The organism is Xanthomonas sp. NCPPB 2250, from assembly GCF_056725265.1.
The window spans coordinates 2416135-2436122 of record NZ_CM161520.1 but is presented as its reverse complement, the minus strand read 5'-3'; the positions used below and the strand labels follow the sequence as shown (position 1 = coordinate 2436122).

The window sequence follows — 19988 nt, the reverse complement described above, 5'->3', positions numbered from 1 at the left end:
CTCCTAATTGTGTCTGCCAATGGAAGCCCGACGTGCGGAAAGAACGATCTCCTTCTTGCAATACAGCCGCTCCGATTCAATTCCGCGCTCGCGACAAAGTCCAACGAATTTTTCCGATTCCTGGATCGAGTGGGATGTTTCACTTCCATCGACCGCGAGCATGTAGGTGAGCCAGGGCTCCAGCCCCATGGCATAGACATATGCTTGTTGCGGCTTGAAGACCTCGACCACCTGCAACGCTTTCGCGCAATCCGATCCGTCGAATCGCCTGGACTGATCCATGCTGCGCGATAACGTACGCATCAGCATCGGGCCGTAGACCCAGCTCAGCGGCGCGCCCTCGCACTCCAGGCCGATGAAGAGCACGTCCACCTGTGGCAAGGCCGCAGCGATGTGCTGGTACATCCTCGGTTCCAGATTGTTGGAGTCGGCGGCCATGACGACGGTGCGACCCTTGAGTTCGACGGCAAAGGCCATCTTGCTCTGGATATTGAGATCGCCATGCTCGCCCAGGAACGGAATGCAGCGGATGACGCCGCCGTCGATGTCGACCTCCTCCATCTCCTCGACTTCCTGCACGCGGGCAAAGCCGATGCTCCTGAGCACCATCCTCAACGAGGGATCGGCCAATGCCCCGGGGTTGCTCTTGGGAACCAGGACCGTACCGATTCTATGCCGGAGCTGGAGCAGGGTCTCCAGCGCGCAATGATCCTGGTGGTTGTGGGTGATGAGGACATAGTCCAGCCTGGCTGGCAGATCGGCGTAGCTGAATCGTGGCGCGCCGTCGTCGTAGTCGTAACCGATCACCGGATCACATAGCACCGCAACGTCTTGCGTCTCTATCAGCACGCAAGCATGGCCGAAGTAGCGGATCCTGACGCCGTCATGCTCGGCGCGGGTCGTCACGGGCGGTTGCGAGGTGAAGAACGTGGAGAAGATCTCCTCATGCTGTTCCTCCACCCCAAGCAGATCCTTCAGATAATGGTAGTCCGCGGGTTCGGACTTCGCGCGATAGAACGCATCGAGCCTGGAATCTGCGAACCTGATCGGCAGATCCACGGCAGCGGCGGAGGGCAGCCTGGGCGTACTGAATGCGAATGGGCGCCCATCCTGGTGCGCCAGGAACATCGTCACGCTCTGGCCGGCTTCGTCGAACAGCGGACTGCGATACAACAGGCCCTCCATAAAACGCACCGACGGGGCGTGATTGAGGTCGTAGACAAGTTCGACATAGCCGCGCAAAAGCTCGGGAACTCGGCTGTACAGCGGTTCGAGCGAATGCCCGTCCGCGCTCTCCTCGAGCAACTGATGCAGCTCTTTTACCGCCTTGGCGAACGCGAGCGCCTGCGATCGCGTCGCGACCGTCCTTTCCAGTAGCGCACGAATTTCGCCGACTTTCGTCGCTGGATGATCGACAAACGGACCGCCGATCATCTTGCGATCCTGCAGTGCCTTGGCATGGACCTGGGGAGCCGAAACGAAGGACTGAAGGATCCTGAGTTGCTGGTTGGCCAGGTACAACGCCGAACTTGCGGGCGAAACGAGATAGGACCACGCATACCATCGATTGAACAATGGCTCAGTGACAAGATTCGGCCTGACGAACAGATTTTCCGGCCTCATGCCTCACCTATCGAAGTGGAGATAGAAGGTAGCGTCCAACTCCTGGCAACGCGCGTGCTTCAGCCGACCAGCAAAGTCGGCGCGGTGACGCCAGTCACCTGCATTGCAGAGGCTAAATTCGGAAAACGTTAATAACAATTCCGTCAACGATTGCCGCGCAGCGATCAAGCGTCAGCATTTCATGGAGCGATGTACGTTCGGTGACACCCGTCTGAAGCGTTCGAGGACGACCGATCGAACACGAGTATAGCCAGCCCGCTCACGATTCCGTAGACAAAAAAGTAGCGCAGCTTCAAGCGCTTTTCGCTCGGCGACGAAACTCGCACATGACGCATGCGATCGATCACCGCAAGGACGTTCTTGCTACGTCGCAACGTTGATGCGATCCGCGTACGGAGCGTTTTCAGTCGAACCATCCGAACGCAGCGCGTCTGCTTAACAGACATCTGAAGACGTCTATCCAGAAATTGACAACTGTCCTGCCAACGCGTGCTGCCATGTCCTGGCTGGCGTGCACATGGGGCATGCAGGGCATGCCAAGGCGACTGAGACACGTCGCTTCAGCCACTGGAAAGTTGCTCGGCTTACTGCCATGGTAGTAGCATGCCGATGCGCGCCAAAAAGCATGAGGCGCGATTGATGGTCTCCGTGTAATTGCCGTCCAGTCCGCGAATCGCGTCTTGCTCGCGTGCTTTTGAACCAGCTTGCCAGCTTCAAGATTTCCTTGTTGCACACCGCATTTGATCCTGCCTTCCAGCGAGTACTACGCGTATTCGATGCGCTAGATCGGAGCCATCTGCAGATCGTTGGAATCCGTCATTGAGGCGGGCATGATCTGTGGACGCGACGGCAACCCGCATCGCCGATTCTTGGTGAGAAACAGCCCATGGCGACAAGGAGAGCGTGCAAGTGACATCCACGGCACCCGTTTTCCGATTTGTGGCCTGTTCGGTTTCTGACATGGCGATTCCTGGCAGACGGATACCAAGAACATGCTTTCCCGACGCGTACGCGGCAGATGGGCCGCAGGCGCCTTGAGTTCGAATCGCAGCATCAGTCCACCACGCAATCCACATGCATCGGCCGAAACGAACTTCATGGAGACTCATCGCATGCTTATTCCGCTGCTTCAAGCCAAGCTTCACCGGGTCCGCGTGACGCGAGCCGACCTGCATTACGAAGGGTCCTGCGGCATCGACGAGCTTCTACTCGAAAGCTCGGGTATCCGCGAGTTCCAGCACATCGAAATCTACAATGTCGAGAACGGAGAGCGCCTGACGACTTATGCGATTCGTTCGCCTCGCCACAGCGGAGAAATCTGTCTCAACGGAGCGGCGGCGAGAAAGGCGATGGTTGGCGATCACGTCATCATCTGCGCGTACTCGTCTTATACGCAAGAACAGGCCGCCACCCATGTGCCGATCATCGTTCTGGTCGACGACAACAATGTCCAAACCGCAGGTCCGCATGGTTCGTGACGAAAGGGCTTGCGCGAATTGCGATCTTTGGATCCGGCCTCGCGGTCGCCACTTCCGCGGAGGCCTTGAGCTCGTCTCGACTCCTGTAACGTCATGCCGCGTCATGCAACTTCTTGAGCCACGGCGGCCGTTTTGATAGGTTTGCGAGCACGTCGTCGGCATCGTGTTACTGGCCCGGCAGACAAAACGCAGGCCAAGAGAGCTAACGCATGATTCCCACAGCGCCTTTCGAGCACGATACGTCCAATGGCTGGGAAGAAGTCACGGACGAGTTCATCGCCATCCGCGAACAGTCCGACATCGGCGTCGATGTGGTGCGCGCCTGGGCGCAGGATCTGCCGCACGGATGCGCGGTGCTGGATCTTGGTTGCGGGACCGGTGTCCCGATCGCGAGGGCACTGATCGCGGAGGGATGCGAGATCTACGGGGTCGACGCTTCGCCTGCGATGGTGGCCGAGTTTCGGAAGCGCTTCCCCAGTGCCAGCGTCGCTTGCGAGCCGGTGGAGAACTCAAGCTTCTTCGGCAGACGTTTCGACGGCATCGTTGCGATCGGGCTCATCTTCCTGCTTCCCTCGGTCATGCAGCGGCAGCTGATCTTCGCAGTTGCATCGGCGCTGAACGCCGGCGGCCATTTTCTATTCACCGCTCCCACCCAGGTCTGCGAGTGGGCGGACGTGATGACGGGCCGCGCGTCCCGCTCCCTTGGAGAGAGCGCATATGTCGGCCTCCTTGCGGAGGTGGGGCTGGTCCTCGTCCGCAGCTATGTCGATGCTGGCGGCAACCACTACTTCCACGCCCAGCGGCCGTAGCAGGGATGCAGGATCACGCCCCCATGGCGAAGGATGACGTTGCTTGCTGTGCAACTTCGCTTGTCCGAGAACGACGTGATTTCTCGCGATGCTCTCTGGCGCTTGCTCGCTGATGGAGATAGCGAAGCCTATCTTGTGCATCTCTTGCAGCGCCATCGCCTAGATGGCGGTGACGTCCGAGCACTCATATTGGCAATACGAACAGAGTGGGCTTCCTATTCCGTAGGCAGGCGTCGCTACCTTGCATGGGTGAGCGTGCGCCATGCTGCCGCTACGTTGTCCCAGGGGGTATTTGGTATAGACACCCTGTACGCCGCCCTACAAACCCATCTACGACGCCGTGGGCGTTGGCTCGCGGCCAGGCAGTCCAACCAAGATCTTGCTGATGACGAGTACAGCTTCGTACCGGACGCCCATTGGCGCCGCCCGATACTGCTCGAACTCTTTCCTGACACGAATCGCGCCAATCGGGAAGAAGTTCTGGACGCTGCCACCTCCCCAAGGTGACTAGCAAACGCGAGCAAGCCGAGATCGCGAACCATGCCTAGGACTTCTGATCGCAATTGCTCGCCCATATGACGACACCCGAGGAAAGTACCCGCCATCTCTACCAGGCTGGCGCCTTCCTGGTAGAGCTCGCGCTTGATGAGCGCTTGCCCGTTGAGGTACGCCGCGAAGCAGCCCGGCTGACGCGCCATTACCCGCTCCAGGCTGTGCTCTAGCCCTCACTCCGTCGGTCATCGGGTTCCTATCGCGGCCTGAGACTAGCTGGCTTGAAAGCTACCGGCACGGGCCATTGACCATGGGGCTCAGTGATAGGATCTCTCGACTGTACTACACGCTCAGTGACCCACCGACCAAGCGCCGATCTGCCTCAGCAAGACGTGGGTCAAAAGACGAGTAGCGACTAAGAGCCGCTACCAAAACTCAGGAAGAACCCGTAGGCACGTCCGCTAAACTGCCCGCATCGCCTCTGAACACCGGCAGTGGTTGGCCCGCGGCGGAGCCGATGGGCAGGCGGGATTCGGCACCAGGCGTGACGACGATGATGGTGATAAGCTCGTGCTTCAGCGAGTTGATTTGAACCGCCGGGTAAATTGAATATTGCTTCAACTAGACATAGTCTAAAGCCAGCCAAACCATCTATTTGCCACACTTCGCCAAACAATGCGAGGCGCGCATGACAGATTGGCCCGAGAAGTTGGTCACCAAGCTCGCGCTGAACGAGCATAGCGCAGCAATGTATGTAGCCGGCCTGAAATACTGGAGCGCTTGGCATGAACTCCGTTACGGATGCCCTTTCCCTTTATCTGGCGCTCCTCCCGTTCCCGTTTCTGGGCCAGTACTTATCGATTTCCTCAGTGACCACATGATCAAGGCGTCCCAAGGAAATCTAACCCTCTGCATGGCCGAACCGTTAAAAAGCGAGCTTGCGAAGCAAGGCTTTAACCGAAAACGCACCCTGGTTGTCCCTCGAACCACCGAATGGCGAATTAACTTACTGAAGAGCATTCAAAAAGCGTGCAATCTTCCGTTCGGCGAATCACTTGTCACAGAGCACCTTCCTCAACTTCAGGCATCTTTCCGAGCCAGCAAAGCCGCGATTGGCGATACAACACATATGGCCGCCTCGTTGGACCAAGTCACCGCAGAGGATGCCGCCTCTGCCCACTTCAAATAGGACAGCACTCTTTCCGCCACACTCTCGCCGTGCACAGTTGGCATCAACACAAATGCGAGCAGTTGCTTGAGGTTGCGAAGATGTACAAAGCGCTTTCGCAGGTCGTTAGCACGCCAAAGCTGGCAGCGAATGTTGGCGCGATCGATTGAGCGCTCAATCAAGTCCAAGCTGCGCCCACGAGCGCTCATCGCCTGCTCGTGGTAGATCAGTACGCCGTATTGTTCCCCCTTCCGCGTGACGACCCAGAAGTCCAGAGCGTGGCTCTGACCCTCCAATGGGAGCAGGTCTATCCCTAAAGGTGGACGTTCGCAGAACCAATCGATCTCGGGATCGAACTCAATAAAAAGCCACGCCTCATACTGGCTGGAGACAAGCTCGACTTTACGCTCCAGCCGCGGAGACTTGGCGACGAAGACGTTGGAGCGATAGAACTCGGATGAGCTCATCTCTCTGGGGCGCATGTGCTTTGAAGCAACCATGAGAAGACCCTTGGCTGATCTCGCAACTTGGGATACAGATTGCCGTCCAAGATGTCAAAGGGTGCAGGATAGGATACGTATTCGCGTTCGAATTCCTGTGCACAACCGCGCGCCTCCATAAACACAAGCCTATGTTTTAACTAGATATTTCATGGGAGGCCCTTATGAAAAGGGACACCACCAGACTCGCCGACCTGCATGCGCGTCCAACGCGCCTGTTCGCGCCTGGCCGCCGCCGCGGCCTGGACCTGCGGATCGGGCCGCGGTGCTGGCGGCGACCTCCTCCTTGCGCGCCGCGCGTTCGCGACGTCCCTGCATCCATTTCTCGACCCAGGCCGGCCGGGTGCCCGGCACGCAGCGCGGGTTGCCGTCGGCATACCCGTGCTTGCACGGGAACTTGCGGCTGGGGCATGAGCCCCGGCTCACCAGCGCGATCAGGTCCACCTGGGTCTGGTAGGGCTTGGCGCCACTGCCCTGGCATTCTCCCCACAGCACCTCGGCGTCGGCGCCGAGCAGGCTCCATTTTGCGTCCGTGGCCAGGCCGGCGGCCGCCTTGGCCGATGCCGCATCCGGCGCAAGCGCGAGGACCTGCTCGCGCGTGAGTCGCACTTCCATATGCGTACTCATCTCAGCGTCCGGTCGATGATAGCCGAGGTTGTGTGGCAATCAGCGACATGGTCGGAGCCGGACACGTGGCACGCGGGCGGCTGCCTCGTTGACTCACTGACCGCGTGCGCCTTGGCGCTGACAACTGGGCATGCGACGCCGCTCGATGGCGCCTGTCATTGCCTCGCTGGCTGTGGCATCACGCACGCACTGCCGCACCTGCGGCCGCGGGATTCAGCCGCCCCGCGCCAACCGCCGCCGGATCTGGGCGCGCTGTTTCGCGCTGAACGCAGTGGCGTGGGTCTGCAGCAGTGCGATCACCGCCGTGTGCGCTGCCTCGGTGCGGCGTTGCAGTTCCCTGGTGGCGGCGTGCTCGATGGAGCGCCATTCGGCGGGGGTGGTTCCGGTTGGGAGGGCGGTGCTGTCTGCGTGCATTGCGGGATCCGATTTGCGGCACGGGCGGGCCGATGCAGGTGTCGACCCTGATGCACTTTACCGCCAAGCAGGTCATCGGTGGTTCGTGCCGCGTGGGCGGCCAGATGCAGGACCGTATCTGCGCTCCGCAGTCCAGCGCGTGGATGTGCCGCGGTCGGCAGGTTCATCGACGAGGCGCCGATCGCCGCGACGTCGAGCACGGGCACTGCGATGCGTGCGAATTGGGCGCCACGCCCGCCGGCCACGCCCCCGCCAGATCCCGCAGCCGTTGCGAGTCTCAGGCCAGGCGCTTGCGCGGGGTCGCCGCGGACGCACCTGTGACCAGCGCATCCGCATCGACGGCAGACGCATGCGGCAGGCGCACCCGCGCGCAGAGCCCGCCGCCTGCGCGGTTGGCGAACTCCAGCGTGCCGCCGTGCGCCTGGCAGATGGCCGCGGCGATCGACAGGCCCAGTCCGCTGCCGCCGGAATGGCGTGCCCGCGAGTCGTCGGCGCGCCAGAAACGGTCGCCCATGCGCGCCAGCGCTTCCTCGTCGACGCCGGGACCACGGTCGGCGACGCGGATCAGCACGCCATCGGGGTCGGCCTGCGCCTCCAGCGACAGTTCGCCGCCGGCCGCCGCGTAGCGCAGCGCATTGTCGATCAGCACCGACAGCACCTGGCCCAGGCGGTCGCGGTCGGCGCTGATGTGCAACTGCTCGGGAATGCGCACCTGCACCTGCATGCCCGCCTCCTGCAGCGGCTGCGCGGCCCAGGTCAGGCGTTCGCGGACCAGGGCGCCGAGTGCGAAGCGCTGCGGCTCCAGCATCAGCTGGTTGGCGCGGGCCATCGACAGCAGGTGCAGGTCGCCGACCAGGCGATTGATCTGCTCCAGCTGGCGCTGGACCATGCGCAACTGCTCCTCGCTGCTCGGGAACACCTGGTCGAGCATGCCCTGCACCCGGCCCATCGCCGCGTTGAGCGGGGTGCGCAGTTCGTGCGCCAGCATCGCGCTGGACTCGCGCACCTCGCGCTCGTACTGCTGCAGCTGCGCGCTCATGCCGTTGAAGTCGGTCGCCAGCCCGGCCAGTTCGTCCGGGGCGCCGGGCACCACGCGCGCACGTGCGGCGAAATCGCCATCGCTGATCCGCCGCGCCGCCTCGGCGACGTTGGAGAACTGCCGCGACAATGGTCGCGAAGCGAGCAGGCCGCAGACCACGATCACCGGGATCGACGCCAGCACCATGCCGGCCAGCAGCCACCAGTCGCGACTGGCCAGCCCGGGCAGGAAGTCGGCCACGTCGTAGTAGGTTTCGAACAGTTCCCATAGGCGCCGCGCATTGCTGTGCGGATCCTCGCGCAGCTGCAGCATCTCCTGCCGCGCCTGCGGCGGCAGGCGGCTCAGGGTGGAGACGTCCCAGATCGCGAAGCGCAGCACCATGCCCAGCGCGATCGCGATGATGGTCAGCACCGCCAGCGCGCTCATGCGCAGGCCTACCCATTGCCACAGCGGCGCGTGGCGCTTGCGGCGGAACCAGGCCCAGTTCATCGGAAGCGGTAGCCGATCGCGCGCACGGTCACCAGCAGGCCGGTGACCTGCTCGTGTTCCAGCTTCTTGCGCAGGTTGTGCACGTGCGCATCCACCACCCGCTCCAGCGCGTCGCTGTCGGGCAGGCAGATCTCCAGCAGTTCGCTGCGGGTGAAGGCCTTGAACGGCGTCTTCATCAGCGTCGCCAGGATGTTGAACTCGGTCGGGGTCAGTTCCAGCGCCACCTCGTGGCCGTCGGCATCGCGCACCGTGGCGCGCACCGCCGCGGTGTCCACGGTGAGCCGCTCATGGCGCAGCGGCTCTTCGCTGGCACGCGCCGGCCCGGCGCGGCGCAGCACCGCGTACACCCGGGCCACCACTTCCTTGGGGCTGTACGGCTTGACCACGTAGTCGTCGGCGCCGTAACGCAGCGCGCCGAGCTTCTCCGGCTCGTCGCCCATCGCGGTGACCATGATCACCGGCGTGTCGCTGCTGCGGCGGATCGTGGACAGCACTTCGGTGCCGCTGAGCCGCGGCAGCATCACGTCCAGCAGCACCAGGTCCGGCTTCCACTGCGCATGCACCGCCACCGCCTTCTGCCCGTCCTCGGCGATGGTGACCTCGAAGCCGTCGCGGCGCAGGTAGGCCTCGAGGATGCTGGCGCTGTCGGCATCGTCTTCGACCAGCAGGATCTTCTTCGCGTGCATTGCCCGGTGCCCGTGTTTGGCGTCTTGATGGAATCTTGAAGATTCCTAGAAGGCGGCTTGAACATGCCCGCCGATGCTGGCAGTCGAGTTCGATCACCCGACCGCTGCCATGATTCTACCGTCCCTGCCGCTTCGCCCGTGTCGCACCCGCGCCCTGCTCGGCCTGCTCGCGCTCGCCCTGGGTGGCTGCTCCCTGGCGCCGGTCTACCAGCGCCCGCAACCGGCCCTACCGCCCACCTTCGGCGCGACCACGGCGACCGCGGCCGCCGCACCGGATCGCGGCGAGAGTGCGCTCACCGACCAGGAACAGCAGTTCGTGCGGGCATTCTCGCCGCAGCACGACCTGACCCCGCTGCTGACCCAGGCGCTGGCCCACGATCCGGACTTCCGCTATGCCGTGCTGAGCGTGCAGCAGGCGCGCGCCCAGTACCGCATCGAACGCGCACAACAAGTGCCGCAGCTGGGCCTCGATGCCCAGGGCACGCGCCGCAGCTACGACGACGCGGCCACGCAGGCGCGCTACGGCCAGAAGCTGAGTACCGTCGCGGTCGGCGTGGATGGCTTCGAACTGGACCTGTTCGGCAAGCTGGCCTCGCTGTCGGCGGCGGCGCAGCAGCGTTACCTGGCCTCCGAAGACGGCCGCCAGGCGGCACGCGGTGCGCTGATCGCCGAGGTGCTGCGGGCCTACACGCTGGAACGCGCCGCCCTGCAGAGCCAGCAGCAGGCGCAGACCATCGCCGAACGCAGTGCGGCGCTGCTGGCGATCGCCACGCGCCAGCAGGCGGTCGGGCTGATCTCCCGCGATGCGCTGGACCGCCAGCGCCACGACGACGACCAGACGCAGGCGCGAGCGCAACAGGCCGCCAGCGACCACGCCGCCGCCCGCCGTGCCCTGCAACTGCTCGCCGGCTACGCCACGCCGGACGGCGCCGGCACCATGCAGGACCTGCTGCCGGGTGCCGGGCAGGACGACGGCCGCACCTGGCGCGACCTTGACTCGCAGTTGCTGCTGCAGCGCCCGGACGTGCGCCAGGCCGAGGCCGAGCTGCGCGCGCGCAATGCCGACATCGGCGCCGCACGCGCGGCCTTCTTCCCGTCGATCCGCCTGAGCACCTCGCTGGGCACCGCTAGCGAGGCATTGAACGGCCTGTTCATGCCCGGCAGCCGCACCTGGAGCTTCATGCCGCAGTTGCTGCTGCCGCTGTTCGACGGCGGCCGCAACCGCGCCAACCTGGATCTTGCACAGCTGCGCAAGGAAGGCGCGGTGGCCGACTACGAGAAGACCGTGGAGGCCGCGTTCCGCGAGGTCGCCGATGCCCTGGATGCGCTGCCGGCGCTGCAGCAGCGCGAGCGCGGCGAACGCTCCAACCTGGAGCGCGAACGCCAGCGCGTGGCGCGCCTGCAGCAGCGCGTGGCGCAAGGGCTGCAGGACCGCCCCGAGCTGCTGGCCGGCGACATCCAGGCCGCGCAGGCCGAACTGGCGCATCTGCAGGCGCGCCAGGACCTGTTGCTCGATCGCATCGCGCTGTTCCGCGCGTTCTATGGCGTGCCGCTGCCGCACGCGCCCTGACCTTTCCCCCGCACGAGGTTACCCCCGATGAAACATCTCCTGTCCGTTCTGTCGCCCACGCTGACCGTGGTGGTGCTGGCGCTGCCGCCGGCCGCGCACGCCGCAGACCCCGATCCGGCCCCGAGCGCCGGCCTGTTCGGCGACCGCACCCAACTGAGCGTGGGCGTCGGCGCCATGCTGACCCCGCGCTATGCAGGTTCCGCCGACGATCGCGTGCAGGCGGTGCCGGTGTTCTCGGTGCAGCGCGGCATCCTGTTCGCGGATACGGTGCGCGGTGCCGGCGTGCAGTTCCAGAACGCGCATGGCTTCTCCGCCAGCCAGTCGTTCGGCTACGACCTGGGCCGCCTGCAGCGCAACAGCAGTTGGCGCCCCGGCTCCAAGAGCCTGGCCGGCATGGGCGACGTACCCGGCGCGATCACCGCGCGCAGCCTGGTCATGCAGCAGCTCACCCCGTACATGGCGCTGGACGCCGAGGCGGAGTTCGCATTGAAGGACGGCGCGCGCCGCAACCGCTACCGCGCCGGCGCGCGCTTCACCCTGTTGCAGGCCGCGGCCGACAACGTGACCCTGGACCTGGACGCGCACGTCGGCGACCGCCGCTTCAACCAGGCGTATTTCGGCGTCACCGAGGCGCAAAGCCTGACCAGCGGATTCCAACCGCACCGCGCCGATGCCGGCGTGTACGCCTACACCGTCGGCGCCGAATGGGATCACACCCTGTCGCCGCACTGGACCGCCTCGCTGCTGCTCAACGCCACCCGCTACGTCGGCCCCGCCGACGGCAGCCCGGTGGTGCGTCGCCGCGCCGCTGCCGGCGGCGGCGCCACCGTCACCTACACCTTCTGAACGTTCCCGGGACACCGCCGATCATGACCCTGCGCCCCACCCTGCTTCTCACGCTGTGCCTGCCGCTGGCCGCGCTGGCGCTGTCCGGCTGCGGCCGCGAGGCCGCACCGCCCGCCGACGCGCCGCGCGCGGTCAAGCTGGAAACCGTCGGCAGCGATGCCGCGCGCGACAGCACCCGCTACCTCGCCCAGGTGCGCCAGCAACAACGCGCCGATCTCGGCTTCGAAGGCGGCGGCCGCATCGCCGCCATCGCCGTGGACGTGGGCGACCGCGTCCACGCCGGCCAGGTGCTGGCACGCCTGGACCCGGAACCTAACAGCCTGCGCCTGCAGCAGGCCGAGGCCGGCGTCGGCATCGCCGCGGCAGACCTGCAGCAGCAGCAGACCCAGCTCGCCCAGCAGCAGGCCATGTTCGACGACGGCGCCGCCTCGGCCGCGACCCTGACCGCGGCCAAGAGCGCCTTCGCCGCGGCGCAGGCGAAGGTGCGCAGCGCGCAGTCGGATCTGGCGCTGGCGCGCCGCGCGGTGCGCCAGTCGGAACTGCGCGCGCCGTTCGACGGCAGCGTGGTGGCACGCCTGCAGCAGCCCGACAGTCTGGTGAGCGCGGGCCAGCCGGTGCTGCAACTGGACGGCGCCGATCGCGCGCAGGTGCTGGCGACGCTGCCGGCCGATCGCGCGGCGGCACTGCAACCGGGCCAGAGCGTCCTCGCCTACCGCAGCAGCGCGCCGCAGCAGGCGCTGCCACTGCGCCTGCGCAGCGTGTCCGAACGCGTGGACGGCGGGGCCACCGTGCAGGCGCTGTTCGACAGCACCGGCGCCGATGCGGCGCAGCCGCGCAGCGGCGAATCGCTGCTGCTGGCCCTGCCCGACAGCGCCGCCGATCAGGCGCCGAGCGTGCCGTTGAGCGCGCTGATCCCGAGCATGGCCGACGGCCAGACCATGTTGTTCGTGTACCGCCAGGACAGCGGCAGCGTGCGCCGCCGCCAGGTCGTCACCGGACACGCCGAGGGCGGCCGCGTGCAGATCCTGCGCGGCCTGGCTCCGGGCGAGCGCATCGTCGCCGCCGGCGCCGCCTTCCTCCACGACGGCCAGCACGTCGTGCCGTTCCGTCCCACCACCCGCCTCGGCACCGTCTCGCCATGAACCTGACCCGCGCCACCCTGCAATCGAGCCGCCTGGCGCTGTTCAGCGCCGCGCTGATCCTGATCGGCGGCATCGTCACCTTTCTCGGCTTCCCCTCGCAGGAGGAACCCAGCGTGACCGTGCGCGATGCGATCGTGCAGGTCGGTTACCCCGGCATGCCCAGCGAGCGCGTGGAGAACCTGCTCGCGCGGCCGCTGGAGGAACGGCTGCGCGAAGTCAGCGGGCTGAAGAAGATCGTCACCACCATCCATCCCGGCAGCGCCATCGTGCAGGTCACCGCGCAGGACAGCGTCAAGGACCTGCCGGCGCTGTGGCAGCGGGTGCGCAGCAAGGCGGCCGAGGCCGGCGCCGAACTGCCCGCCGGCACTCAGGGGCCGCTGGTGGACGACGACTTCGGCCGTGTCGCCATCGCCTCGATCGCGGTGACCGCGCCCGGCTTCAACACCGCCGAAATGCTCGGACCGCTGCGGCAGATGCGCGCGCAACTGTACGCCGTGCCGGGCGTCGAGCGGGTCACCTTCCACGGCCTGCGGGACGAACGCGTCTACGTCGCCTTCGACCGCACCAAACTGGGCGAAGCCGGCCTCACCCCGGCCGCGGTCGCGCAGCAACTGCGCGCGCAGAACGTGGTCGCCGGCGGCGGCCTGGTCGCCGCGTCGGGCATGGCGATGACCGTGACCACCTCCGGCGAGGTGCGCGACCTCGACGACCTGCGCAATGCCCCGATCGCGACGCAGGGTGCCGACGGCTCGCGGCAGATCCCGCTGGCGCAACTGGCGCGCATCGAACTGATGCCGGTCGATCCGCCGGACGCAGGCGCCATCTACCAGGGCCAGCCGGCGGTGGTGGTGGCGGTGTCGATGGCGCCGGGCAACAACGTCGCCGAGGTCGGCAAGGCGCTGCGGCGCACCCTGGGCGAGACCGCCAAGGCGCTGCCGGTGGGTTTCGCGCAGCACGTGGTCACCTTCCAGGCCGACGTGGTCGAGCGCGAGATGGGCAAGATGCATCACGTGATGGGCGAGACCATCGTCATCGTGATGGCGGTGGTGATGCTGTTCCTCGGCTGGCGCACCGGCCTGATCGTCGGCGCGATCGTGCCGCTGACCATCCTCGGCGCACTGATCGCGATGCGGGCGCTGAACGTGGAACTGCAGACCGTGTCCATCGCCGCGATCATCCTGGCGCTGGGCCTGCTGGTGGACAACGGCATCGTCATCGCCGAGGACATCGAACGGCGCCTGGCTGCCGGCGAGGAACGCCGCGCCGCGTGCGAGGCCGCCGGCCGCAGCCTGGCGATCCCGCTGCTGACCTCCTCCCTGGTAATCGTGCTGGCGTTCTCGCCGTTCTTCTTCGGCCAGACCAGCACCAACGAGTACATGCGCTCGCTGGCGATCGTGCTGGCCGTGACCCTGCTCGGCTCGTGGCTGCTCAGCATCACCATCACCCCGCTGCTGTGCATGTACTTTGCCCGCGCGCATGCCGCGCCCGCCGACGGCCATGGCGACACCTATACGTCCAGACCGTATCACCTGTACCGGCGCACGATCGAGGCCTTGCTGGCGCACAAGGCGCTGTTCCTGGGCAGCATGCTGGCCCTGCTGGCGCTGGCGGTGACCGTGCTGGTCTCGGTACCGTACAGCTTCCTGCCCAAGTCCGACCGCCTGCAGTTCCAGATGCCGGTGACCCTGCAGCCGGGCAGCGATGCGCGCGAAACCCTGCGCACCGTGCAATCGATCAGCCAGTGGCTGGCCGACCGCCGGCAAAACCCGCAGATCGTCGACAGCATCGGCTACGTCGCCGACGGCGGCCCGCGCATCGTGCTCGGGCTGAACCCGCCGCTGCCGGCGGCCAACATCGCCTACTTCACCGTCAGCGTGCGGCCGGGCAGCGACATCGATGCGCTGATCGCCAAGGTGCGTACCCACCTGCGCCAGGCCTACCCGGCGGTACGCGCCGAGCCCAAGCGGTTCTCCCTGGGCTCGACCGAATCCGGCGTGGCGATCTACCGGGTGATCGGCCCGGACGAAACGCAACTGCGCCGGATCGCTGGCGGCATCGCCGACGCCCTGCGTGCACTGCCCGGCACGCTGGACGTCAGCGACGACTGGGACAGCCGCATTCCGCGCTACGTGGTGCAGGTGGACCAGGCCAAGGCACGCCGCGCCGGCGTCGCCAGCGAGGACATCGCCCAGGCGCTGCAACTGCGCTACGGCGGCGTGGATGCCTCGGTGATCCACGACGACGGCAGCTCCGTGCCGATCGTGCTGCGCGGCGACAGCGATCCGCATGCACGCGGCGGCAATCCCGGCGACACGCCGATCTACCCGTCCTCCGGCGCCGCGCCGCTGCCGCTGGCGGCGATCGCCGACATCCAACTGAGTTCGGAGCCCTCGACGATCCAGCGCCGCAACCTGAGCCGCGCCATCACCATCACCGGCCGCAACCCGGACCTGACCACCGACCAGGTGGTGGACGCACTGGCCGACAAGGTCGCGGCGCTGCGCCTGCCGCCGGGCTACCGCATCGAGATGGGCGGCGAACTGGAGGACGCCGCCGAAGCCAACCAGGCGCTGCTGCAGTACATGCCGCATGCGCTGGGCGCGATCCTGCTGTTGTTCGTGTGGCAGTTCAATTCGTTCCGCAAGCTGTTCATCGTGGTCGCCAGCATTCCGTTCGTGTTGATCGGCGCCACCCTCGCCCTGCTGGTCACCGGTTATCCGTTCGGCTTCATGGCCACCTTCGGCCTGCTCGCGCTGGCCGGCATCATCGTCAACAACGCGGTGCTGCTGCTGGAGCGGATCGAGGCCGAACTGGCCGATGGCCTGAGCCGGCACGAGGCGGTGATCGCCGCGGCGGTCAAGCGCCTGCGCCCGATCGTGATGACCAAGCTGACCTGCATCGTCGGCCTGGTCCCATTGATGCTGTTCGCCGGCCCGCTGTGGACCGGCATGGCCATCACCATGATCGGCGGCCTGGCCCTGGGCACGCTGGTGACCCTGGGGGTGATCCCGGTGCTGTACGACCTACTGTTCGCACGCCGCGCCGGCACGCTGGTGAAGGTCGCGGCATGAAGCGGCGGCGCTGGCACCGCGTGATCCTGGCCTGCTTGGTACTGTGCATGGCGCTGTGCGCTGGCGGCTGTGCCAGCGTCACCCTGCAACGCGTGGATGCGGCGCGCTACATCCAGGCCAAGCGCGGCGACGCGCTGAGCACCGCGCGCCCCAGCGATACCGCGCTGCAGACGCTGAACGTGGCCGGCCTCGACGCGGCACGCTGCACGGCGACGGTGCCGCCGTGCATCGACCGGTTGCTCGGCAATGCCGACATGGACCAGGAACGTACCCTGGCGACGGCGGCGGAACTGTCGCTGCTGGCCGCGCAACGCGCCGCCAGGCAACGCCCGGACAGCGATGCCACGCTGGCCGCCTGGCTGCAGACCGCGCGTTACGCCTACGCCTACCTGTTCTTCAGCGGACGCACGCCCAGCGAACGCGCTTTCGAGGAACGCCAGACCCAGGTGCGCGACTACTACAACTACGCCGTGCAGCAGGCGGTGACCGCGTTGTTCGCCCGCTACCGGCGGCATCCGTCGGCCACGCACGACGCCGGTGCGCAGATCGCCACCCTGCCCGACTGGACGGTGACGCTGGATGCCAGCGGCGTCGGCAACCCGCAGGACATGCCGATGCCCGAGACGATGCTGGCGGCCAGCGCCCTGCGTTTCGATGGGCTGCGCAGCGTGTATCGGCGCGATGGCTTCGGCGCGGAGATGGTCGCGGTCCTGCCGCCGCCGGCGGCGGACACCATCCGCAGCACCGACGCCGCTCCTGTCTACAGCGACATGTCCACCCCCAACCTCACGGTATTGCTGCGCTTCGACGGCTGCACGCTCAAGGAGGTGTTGGCCAGCCACAGCGCGCACGTGGAGGTCTACGACCCCTCGCTCGGCGATCGGGTCACGATGGGCGGTGTCGACGTGCCGCTGGCCGCCAATTTCAGCGCCGGCTATGGCGTGTGGATGGCGCGCGCCGGCTTCGCCGCGCAATCGCTGCGCACCCTGCTCGGCCTGGGACACGGCATCGACCGGCCGCACGTGTTCCTGACCCAGCCCTACGATCCGAACCGGCGCGTGCTGGTGCTGCTGCACGGGCTGGCCAGCAGCCCGGAAGCCTGGGTCAACCTGGCCAACGACCTGCTCGGCGATCCGCAGGTCCGCGCGCGTTATCAGATCTGGTTCGTCTACTACCCGACCAACCTGCCGATTCCCTACACCCACCTGCAGGTTCGCAACGCCCTGGAGCAGACGCTGGACCAGCTCGATCCGCACCGCCGTAGCGTCTCCGCACATGACATGGTGCTGATCGGGCACAGCATGGGCGGCGTGCTGGCGCGCTTGATGGTGTCTTCCAGCGACGGCGAAGGCCTGTGGCGAACCCTGTTCGACGGGGCGGCGCTGGATCCGCAGGCGCGCCAGGCACTGCACGCCAGGCTCGGACCGATGCTGCAGTTCGCGCCGATGCCGGAAGTGTCCGAGGCGATCTTCCTGGCCACCCCGCAGCGCGGCACGCCCGAAGCCGCCGGCACGGTGGGCGAACTGGCACGCGCCGTGATCGGCCTGCCACGGCGCGTCCTCGATCAGTTCCAGGACATCGCGGGCAAGAACATGCTCGACGGGCTGCCCAACAGCATCGACAGCCTCAGCGACCACGACCCTTTCATCCTCGCCGCGGCGCAGTTGCCGATCTCACCGCAGGTGACCTATCACTCCATCATCGGGCAGGAGGATCCGCGCGTGCCGCTGGCGCAATCCAGCGACGGCATCGTGCCGTACTGGAGCGCCCACCTGCCCGGCGCCGCCTCGGAAACGGTGATCGTCTCCGGACACAGCGTGCAACGCACGCCGCAGGCGATCCTGCAGATCCGCCGGCTGCTGCATTGAGCTGGCGCAGCGCTAGCTCCTCATCGATGCAGTACCAGCCCCACTGTCTCTAAGGGAGAAGGAACCAAAAGCCCCTCTCCCCCCGGGAGAGGGGTTGGGGTGAGGGTCCGGGACGCGCAGCGCCTGCACCAATCTGACCATACGAGGCTACGCCCGTACCCTCATCCGCCCCTGCGGGGCACCTTCTCCCGAAGGGAGAAGCAACCAACCAAAGCCCCTCTCCCACCGGGGGAGGGGTTGGGGTGAGGGTACGGGACGCGCAGTGCCTGCACCAATCTGGCCATGCGAGGCTACGCCCGTACCCTCATCCGCCCCTGCGGGGCACCTTCTCCCGGTGGGAGAAGGGAGCAACCAAAGCCCCTCTCCTCTCGGGAGAGGGGTTGGGGTGAGGGTGCGGGCGCCGCATTACAGCCCCACTGCGAGCAGCAAAAGAACAGCAGCACCGCTCGCTCGCAGAAGCCAGCGATCCACCCAGCTTTCAGCACATGCTTGCCGCATCTCGCAGCCACCGCACACGACCGCCGCGCGCACAAAAAAACACCCGGCAGTGCCGGGTGTTTTCGAAAAGTGGCGTCCCCACGGGGATTCGAACCCCGGTCGCCACCGTGAAAGGGTGATGTCCTAGGCCTCTAGACGATGGGGACGCGGATAACGATGTTGCTTTGCGGACGGCCTATGTCCGAAAAGTGGTGGAGCCAGCCGGGATCGAACCGGCGACCTCTTGCATGCCATGCAAGCGCTCTCCCAGCTGAGCTATGGCCCCACGTGTACTGGCAGAAGCGGAATCTTACCCGACTTTCTTCCGATGTACAAACCCCGCACTCAGTGCGTTCGGCAGAGCCGAACCCGGATGCGCGCGAGGAATTCCTGCGAAAAATGGCGTCCCCACGGGGATTCGAACCCCGGTCGCCACCGTGAAAGGGTGATGTCCTAGGCCTCTAGACGATGGGGACGCTGTATAACGATGTCGCCTTTGCGGACGGCCTATGTCCGAAAAGTTGGTGGAGCCAGCCGGGATCGAACCGGCGACCTCTTGCATGCCATGCAAGCGCTCTCCCAGCTGAGCTATGGCCCCACGTGCTGCGAGGAGCGGAATATTAACGATCGTGATCGGCACACGCAAGCGTTTTTTTGCGGAATGTTCGCTCCGCCGCACATGACCTCACCACGACCGGAAGCGTCCGCGCGCGCGCCTGCATTGCGCTACGTCTGCGCCTCACGTCGAACGATGGACGCGAGGCACGAAGCTCATCGCACGCGACGCCAACCCGCCTCCGCAGCCTTCCGCCACTCATGTCGGCGATTGCCGATATCGGCACAACGGGTGGACTTGCGCGCCCCTTGCGCGGTCGGCAGGAACCGAACACTTCGCCTATCGTGCGGCGCATCTATATAGACGTACTCGGGAAGCACCATGGCCACTGCCATTCCCCCTGCCCCTCCAACGACGGCAACCGCAGATGCGCTGGCGGCGGGACCGAACTGTCGGCTATACTCCGCGGCCGCGCCGAAGTGGCGGAATCGGTAGACGCAGCGGACTCAAAATCCGCCGCCCTTAAAAGCGTGTGGGTTCGAGTCCCACCTTCGGCACCAGGACTGACGGCAGCTTCGGCTGCCGTTTGTTTTTTGCGCGACCGCCGCGGCGCGCGTCGACGTCGATCACAGGTAAACGCTTCATCTTCCTGCGCGCGTTTGTCTAGGCGGTGGCAGTGACGGTCCCGCTATACTTTCCGTTCCCAAACCTTAACGAGCAAGCGATGTCGGCATTGCGGGGCCTGCGTATCCTGGTGGTCGAGAACGACGAGATGAACGCCACGCTGCTGGAGTTGCAGCTCGCCCAGGCCGGTGCCGAGGTGGTCGGCATCGCCGCATCCGTGCAGCAGGCCCTTGCGCTGATCGACAGCGAGCGCCCGGACCGGGCGGTGCTCGACTTCCGCCTCTCCGCCGGCGAGACCAGCGAACCGGTCGCCCGGGCGCTGAGCGAGCGTGGCACCCCCTTCGTACTCGCCACCGGCGTGGCCGCCGACGCGCTCCCTACCGGTTTCGCCGCCGGCGTGGTGCTGACCAAGCCCTACCTGTCCGAGCAGCTGATCAAGGCGTTGCAGGACGCTCACGCCAAGACGACCGCACGCCCCTGAGAATCCTCGGTCGTAAGCCCGCCGCCTG

At 66.1% G+C, this 19988-nt stretch carries 15 protein-coding genes and 5 tRNA genes; 10 read left to right on the top strand and 10 right to left on the bottom strand.

Going from position 1 to position 19988, the window contains the following annotated elements; genetic code table 11:
- Nucleotides 1-3: 3 nt before the first annotated feature.
- On the bottom strand, nt 4-1623 hold the full coding sequence (locus tag AC1PMG_RS10245; protein WP_481111531.1) for an MBL fold metallo-hydrolase: 1620 nt from the start codon (nt 1621-1623) through the stop codon (nt 4-6).
- A gap of 1112 nt (nt 1624-2735) precedes the next feature.
- Here AC1PMG_RS10245 and panD point away from each other — a divergent pair.
- The 3 genes from panD (at nt 2736) to AC1PMG_RS10230 (ending at nt 4632) form a co-directional block, all read left to right on the top strand.
- Nucleotides 2736-3101 (top strand): aspartate 1-decarboxylase, encoded by a 366-nt coding sequence (panD, locus tag AC1PMG_RS10240; protein ID WP_481111530.1) that lies wholly within the window; start codon nt 2736-2738, stop codon nt 3099-3101.
- Nucleotides 3102-3310: 209 nt separating this feature from the next.
- Complete coding sequence (locus AC1PMG_RS10235; protein ID WP_481111529.1) at nt 3311-3910, top strand: class I SAM-dependent methyltransferase; 600 nt, start codon at nt 3311-3313, stop codon at nt 3908-3910.
- A gap of 575 nt (nt 3911-4485) precedes the next feature.
- Nucleotides 4486-4632, top strand: coding sequence for a BPSL0761 family protein (locus AC1PMG_RS10230; RefSeq protein ID WP_481111528.1), 147 nt, complete (start codon nt 4486-4488; stop codon nt 4630-4632).
- Between the two features lie 850 nt (nt 4633-5482).
- On the opposite strand, the gene AC1PMG_RS10225 is transcribed toward AC1PMG_RS10230, so the two are convergent.
- From AC1PMG_RS10225 to AC1PMG_RS10205, 5 genes are all read right to left on the bottom strand, one after another.
- Nucleotides 5483-6037, bottom strand: a complete 555-nt coding sequence (locus AC1PMG_RS10225; RefSeq protein WP_481111527.1) for a hypothetical protein — start codon at nt 6035-6037, stop codon at nt 5483-5485.
- A gap of 195 nt (nt 6038-6232) precedes the next feature.
- A complete protein-coding gene (locus tag AC1PMG_RS10220) occupies nt 6233-6697 on the bottom strand; it encodes a hypothetical protein (protein ID WP_481111526.1) in 465 nt (154 codons plus the stop codon).
- 213 nt (nt 6698-6910) lie between these two features.
- Complete coding sequence (locus AC1PMG_RS10215; RefSeq protein WP_481111525.1) at nt 6911-7111, bottom strand: hypothetical protein; 201 nt, start codon at nt 7109-7111, stop codon at nt 6911-6913.
- 277 nt (nt 7112-7388) lie between these two features.
- A complete protein-coding gene (locus AC1PMG_RS10210; RefSeq protein ID WP_481111524.1) occupies nt 7389-8639 on the bottom strand; it encodes a sensor histidine kinase in 1251 nt (416 codons plus the stop codon).
- Nucleotides 8636-9325, bottom strand: coding sequence for a response regulator (locus tag AC1PMG_RS10205; RefSeq protein ID WP_152182643.1), 690 nt, complete (start codon nt 9323-9325; stop codon nt 8636-8638). Before AC1PMG_RS10205 ends, AC1PMG_RS10210 begins: the two co-directional genes overlap by 4 nt.
- Nucleotides 9326-9437: 112 nt before the next feature.
- Here AC1PMG_RS10205 and AC1PMG_RS10200 point away from each other — a divergent pair, with 112 nt between their 5' ends.
- From AC1PMG_RS10200 to AC1PMG_RS10180, 5 genes are read left to right on the top strand one after another with little or no spacing between them, the layout of a single operon-like run.
- Nucleotides 9438-10895, top strand: a complete 1458-nt coding sequence (locus tag AC1PMG_RS10200) for an efflux transporter outer membrane subunit (RefSeq protein ID WP_481111651.1) — start codon at nt 9438-9440, stop codon at nt 10893-10895.
- Nucleotides 10896-10922: 27 nt separating this feature from the next.
- Nucleotides 10923-11741 (top strand): MipA/OmpV family protein, encoded by an 819-nt coding sequence (locus tag AC1PMG_RS10195; RefSeq protein ID WP_481111523.1) that lies wholly within the window; start codon nt 10923-10925, stop codon nt 11739-11741.
- Nucleotides 11742-11764: 23 nt separating this feature from the next.
- Nucleotides 11765-12883: an efflux RND transporter periplasmic adaptor subunit gene (locus AC1PMG_RS10190; RefSeq protein ID WP_481111522.1), complete on the top strand. Its 1119-nt coding sequence runs from the start codon at nt 11765-11767 to the stop codon at nt 12881-12883.
- Nucleotides 12880-15954, top strand: a complete 3075-nt coding sequence (locus AC1PMG_RS10185) for an efflux RND transporter permease subunit (RefSeq protein WP_481111521.1) — start codon at nt 12880-12882, stop codon at nt 15952-15954. Before AC1PMG_RS10190 ends, AC1PMG_RS10185 begins: the two co-directional genes overlap by 4 nt.
- Nucleotides 15951-17822: a lipase family alpha/beta hydrolase gene (locus AC1PMG_RS10180; RefSeq protein WP_481111520.1), complete on the top strand. Its 1872-nt coding sequence runs from the start codon at nt 15951-15953 to the stop codon at nt 17820-17822. Before AC1PMG_RS10185 ends, AC1PMG_RS10180 begins: the two co-directional genes overlap by 4 nt.
- A gap of 568 nt (nt 17823-18390) precedes the next feature.
- On the opposite strand, the gene AC1PMG_RS10175 is transcribed toward AC1PMG_RS10180, so the two are convergent.
- The 4 genes from AC1PMG_RS10175 to AC1PMG_RS10160 all read right to left on the bottom strand — a co-directional run bounded on the left by AC1PMG_RS10175 (nt 18391) and on the right by AC1PMG_RS10160 (nt 18897).
- Nucleotides 18391-18466 (bottom strand) — tRNA-Glu (locus AC1PMG_RS10175).
- A gap of 43 nt (nt 18467-18509) precedes the next feature.
- A tRNA-Ala gene (locus AC1PMG_RS10170) sits at nt 18510-18585 on the bottom strand.
- 114 nt (nt 18586-18699) lie between these two features.
- A tRNA-Glu gene (locus AC1PMG_RS10165) sits at nt 18700-18775 on the bottom strand.
- 46 nt (nt 18776-18821) lie between these two features.
- Nucleotides 18822-18897: transfer RNA gene (locus AC1PMG_RS10160), tRNA-Ala, on the bottom strand.
- A gap of 431 nt (nt 18898-19328) precedes the next feature.
- Here AC1PMG_RS10160 and AC1PMG_RS10155 point away from each other — a divergent pair.
- A tRNA-Leu gene (locus AC1PMG_RS10155) sits at nt 19329-19415 on the top strand.
- Between the two features lie 164 nt (nt 19416-19579).
- Complete coding sequence (locus AC1PMG_RS10150) at nt 19580-19960, top strand: response regulator (protein WP_481111519.1); 381 nt, start codon at nt 19580-19582, stop codon at nt 19958-19960.
- The last annotated feature ends 28 nt before the right edge of the window (nt 19961-19988 follow it).

Bases quoted from the DNA above. Each gene is read 5' to 3' on its own strand.
- AC1PMG_RS10245 (WP_481111531.1), bottom strand. From the start codon at position 1,623: ATGAGGCCGGAAAATCTGTTCGTCAGGCCGAATCTTGTCACTGAGCCA.
- panD (WP_481111530.1), top strand. From the start codon at position 2,736: ATGCTTATTCCGCTGCTTCAAGCCAAGCTTCACCGGGTCCGCGTGACG.
- AC1PMG_RS10235 (WP_481111529.1), top strand. From the start codon at position 3,311: ATGATTCCCACAGCGCCTTTCGAGCACGATACGTCCAATGGCTGGGAA.
- AC1PMG_RS10230 (WP_481111528.1), top strand. From the start codon at position 4,486: ATGACGACACCCGAGGAAAGTACCCGCCATCTCTACCAGGCTGGCGCC.
- AC1PMG_RS10225 (WP_481111527.1), bottom strand. From the start codon at position 6,037: ATGAGCTCATCCGAGTTCTATCGCTCCAACGTCTTCGTCGCCAAGTCT.
- AC1PMG_RS10220 (WP_481111526.1), bottom strand. From the start codon at position 6,697: ATGAGTACGCATATGGAAGTGCGACTCACGCGCGAGCAGGTCCTCGCG.
- AC1PMG_RS10215 (WP_481111525.1), bottom strand. From the start codon at position 7,111: ATGCACGCAGACAGCACCGCCCTCCCAACCGGAACCACCCCCGCCGAA.
- AC1PMG_RS10210 (WP_481111524.1), bottom strand. From the start codon at position 8,639: ATGAACTGGGCCTGGTTCCGCCGCAAGCGCCACGCGCCGCTGTGGCAA.
- AC1PMG_RS10205 (WP_152182643.1), bottom strand. From the start codon at position 9,325: ATGCACGCGAAGAAGATCCTGCTGGTCGAAGACGATGCCGACAGCGCC.
- AC1PMG_RS10195 (WP_481111523.1), top strand. From the start codon at position 10,923: ATGAAACATCTCCTGTCCGTTCTGTCGCCCACGCTGACCGTGGTGGTG.
- AC1PMG_RS10190 (WP_481111522.1), top strand. From the start codon at position 11,765: ATGACCCTGCGCCCCACCCTGCTTCTCACGCTGTGCCTGCCGCTGGCC.
- AC1PMG_RS10185 (WP_481111521.1), top strand. From the start codon at position 12,880: ATGAACCTGACCCGCGCCACCCTGCAATCGAGCCGCCTGGCGCTGTTC.
- AC1PMG_RS10180 (WP_481111520.1), top strand. From the start codon at position 15,951: ATGAAGCGGCGGCGCTGGCACCGCGTGATCCTGGCCTGCTTGGTACTG.
- AC1PMG_RS10150 (WP_481111519.1), top strand. From the start codon at position 19,580: ATGTCGGCATTGCGGGGCCTGCGTATCCTGGTGGTCGAGAACGACGAG.